This window comes from Bariatricus sp. HCP28S3_D3, assembly GCF_052065755.1.
Lineage (GTDB): Bacteria > Bacillota > Clostridia > Lachnospirales > Lachnospiraceae > Allocoprococcus.
Window position 1 is genome coordinate 1 of record NZ_JBQHTK010000065.1, and the last position, 3,922, is coordinate 3,922.

2 protein-coding genes are annotated in these 3,922 nt (G+C 37.4%); both read left to right on the forward strand.

Going from position 1 to position 3,922, the window contains the following annotated elements; translation table 11 throughout:
* A partial coding sequence (locus ACTNB3_RS17590) for a restriction endonuclease subunit S (protein ID WP_441027249.1) occupies window positions 1-743 on the forward strand: 743 nt, incomplete at its 5' end.
* Window positions 744-749: 6 nt separating this feature from the next.
* Window positions 750-3,707: a type I restriction endonuclease subunit R gene (locus ACTNB3_RS17595; protein WP_441027251.1), complete on the forward strand. Its 2,958-nt coding sequence runs from the start codon at window positions 750-752 to the stop codon at window positions 3,705-3,707.
* Window positions 3,708-3,922: the final 215 nt, after the last annotated feature.

Genomic DNA, 3,922 nt, shown 5'->3' on the forward strand with positions numbered 1-3,922 from the left:
AACTTCCAATAGGAGCAATCAAAGATGTCGAAGTGCCAATCACATCTATTGCTGAGCAGGGGAAGATTGGCGAATATTTTTCAAATCTCGACAACCTTATCACCCTTCATCAGCGTAAGTGTGATGAGACAAAAGAACTGAAAAAATTTATGCTCCAAAAAATGTTTCCGAAAAATGGTGAAAAAAAACCGGAGATAAGATTTGAGGGATTTACTGACGATTGGGAACAGCGTAAGGTTTCAGAATTATGCTCAATATCAACTGGAAAGAGTAATACCCAGGACAAAGTAGAGGATGGTGAATATCCATTTTATGTACGTTCACCAATTATAGAAAGAAGTACAAAGTATCTTTATGACGAAGAGGCAGTGCTTACAGTAGGTGATGGTGTTGGTACTGGAAAAGTATTCCATTATGTGAACGGAAAATATGACTTACATCAGCGTTGTTACAGGATGTACGACTTCACCGACGAATTAAATGCACATTATTTTTACCATACTTTTTCTAAGTTATTTTACAAAAGAGTAATGGCAATGACAGCAAAAACCTCTGTGGATTCTGTTAGGTTAGAGATGATTGCTAATATGGAAATACCTGCTCCTAAAATAGAGGAGCAAGTTAAAATAGGGACATACTTTGATAACCTTGACAACCTTATCACCCTTCATCAACGTAAGTGTGACGAGATAAAAGAAATTAAGAAATTTATGTTACAAAACATGTTTCCACAGAAAGGATAAGTGACTATGGCAGAATTAGAATCAGTAATAGAAAAACGTCTCATAGATCAGCTTTGCAGTGGAGAATCGCAGTGGACATACAGGCCGGATCTTAGGACAGAAGAGGACTTATGGAACAACTTTAAATACATACTAGAACAGAATAACAAGGCCAAGCTGGATGATGTTCCACTTAGCGAATCAGAATTTGCTAAAGTGAAGAATGATTTATCGCATGCGTCGTTTTATGATGCAGGGAAGTGGCTGGTTGGAGAAAATGGCAAAGTTTATGTTCATGTTCAAAGGGGAAATGAGACGCTTCACCTTGTTGTCATGAATAATGAGCATGTTGCAGGGGGCTCAAGTGTCTACGAGGTAATCAATCAGTATCAAGCATTTAAGGATGAAACTGATGAGCATGGCAGAGACAGAAGATTTGATGTAACGCTTCTTATCAATGGGATTCCGATGATTCATATTGAACTAAAAAATAAAGAACATTCATATATGGATGGATATCGTCAAATAAAGAAGTATATTGCGGAGGGAAAATTCCATGGAATTTTCTCGAATGTTCAGATGTTTGTCGTTAGCAATGTAGTTGATACTAAGTATTTTTCTGCCGCCAGAGATACGGAATTAAATAAGAAATTTTTAACGGGATGGATTGATAATGAAAATATGCCAGTATGTGACTACCTAGATTTTGCACAGGCAGTACTTAGAATACCGGAAGCGCATGAGATGGTTACAAAGTATACCGTTCTTGATAATGACAAGAAGAAACTCCTTATCTTAAGACCATATCAGATTCATGCAATTGAGGCCATGAGAGCTGCTTCAAAGACAGGTAAGTCCGGTTATATCTGGCATACAACCGGATCAGGCAAAACCATGACATCTTATAAGGCTACTCGAAATCTTTTGATGGATATTCCGTCTGTTCAAAAGACGGTATTTTTGATTGATAGAAAGGATCTGGATTTACAGACAAAGGGAGCTTTCCAATCATATGCTGATAATGACACAATTGATGTAGATGATACAGAGCATGTAGGAAGTTTAATCAAGAAGTTGGCAGATGATAACAGACAGATGATTGTAACTACCCGTCAGAAGATGCAGGTTATGATTAACCGGCGTTTGAAGGAGGGAACCAAGGAATATAACAAGATAAGAGCTCTTAAGGTCGCATTTGTTGTAGATGAGTGTCATAGGGCAGTGACACCTCAGACCAAGAGAGACATAGAGCGATTTTTTAATAATTCTATATGGTTTGGATTTACCGGAACACCTATATTTGAAGAAAATAAGTATGAGCAGAAGGGTGATTTGCCGCAGACTACAGAGGAATTATATGGTCCATGCCTCCATAGCTATACAATAAAAGAAGCTATTCATGATGGTGCAGTATTAGGCTTTAATGTTGAAAATTTAGGACCTAAGGATATCGCAAAAGATGATGAAGAAAAATATTATCACAGCGAAAAACATATGAGAAATGTTCTAAATGTAATACTAAATCAGTCTCTGTCAAAATTTGGAATGCAAAACGGGCGAGGAAAGACTTATGAGGCTATGCTTACTGTTGAATCGATAGCAGTGGCTCAGAAGTATTATGAGATGATTTTGAAAATTAAAGCTGGAGAGGACGAGCTTAAAATCAGCGAAGATGTCAAAAAGGCTCTTCCTGATTTTCCTAAAGTAGCTATTACTTTCTCTGTATCTGAAAATGAAGAATCATCGCAAGCCAATCAAGAGGCTATGAAGAGATACCTTGCATATTATAATAAAATATTTGGAACAAAATATGCGATTGACGGACTTAGTGCATATAATGGTAATTTGAACGATCGATTATCTCGCAAGGAAAAACGTTACGCTGACAGAGAACAGCAGGTGGATATCGTTATTGTGGTGGACCGTTTACTTACAGGCTTTGATGCTCCTTGCTTGTCGACACTCTTTATTGATAGACCGCCAATGAGTCCTCAGGGGTTAATACAGGCATTCTCAAGAACGAATCGCTTGTTTGACCAGAATAAAGAGTATGGTCAGATTGTTACCTTTAGAAGCCCAAAAGAATACAGGGAGAAAATAAATGATGCACTTATTTTGTATTCAAAGGGCGGCATAGGTCAAGCGATAGCAGAAGATTGGGAGACGGTGCTTGAAAACTTCAATTTATCATTAAAGACCATACGAACTTTTGCGCCTGAGCCAAAGGACGTTATGAGCTTGTCCCAAAAGCAAAAGAAGACATTCATCAAATTGTTCAGAGACTTGGATCATGACTATGCTCATCTAAAATCGTTCTCTACATTTGAACCTAAAATGCTGGATGAATTCGGATTTAGCCAGGATATATATGAGGATTACGCCGCGGCTTATAATAATGTGATGGAGGAACTGAAGAAGGATCCAACAGCCGATACAGATGATGAGCCAATTAGAGATGATTATGATTTGGTGGCTTATAGCAAGTTTAAGATTGATTTCGAATACATTGTAGAACTATTGCAAGGGTTTGTTGATTTCTTGGATCAGAAAAATGAAGATTTTGATGAGACCGAATTCGAGCATAAGCTTCTACAATTGAAGGAAATTGTAAAAGAATTCGCCGAGGACAATCCAAGATTAAGTGATTTATTATTGCAAGTCTTAGATGAGATCGAGCAAGATAAAGCTAAATTTATGGGGCAGGACATTTCTGTCATTATCAATCAGATGCGTTACGCAGCTATAGATAAAGAAATTGAAAAGTTCTCTTCAAAATGGTTTGTACCGTTTGATGATGTAAAGTATGAAGCTTACAATTTTAAGGACGGAGAGCTTGCTAATGAAAACAAGCTAAAAGCATTGGCCGATTATGCAACCTATAAAGAGCATACACCAGATGCTCTCCCTAAGTTTAAATTTAATGGAGCACTTATAAAAGAGTTTAAGGAAGTTTTGATGCCGGAAATTAGTCCATTGCTTGAATAATACAGAGAAAGCTTGTAGCAGTTTGCTACAAGCTTTTCTTTATCAGCATTCATCGGCGTGTGTACTAGGTTTACGAGTTCAAATTAGATAAAGACCTCATGATGATATCGTAAGCGCCAAATATTAATGCGGTCAGATACAAAATTACCCCAGCCCTTTGCGAGTTGGAGTAATTCACTATAATTCACATGCGATTTTTGATAGATTGGAGTTTT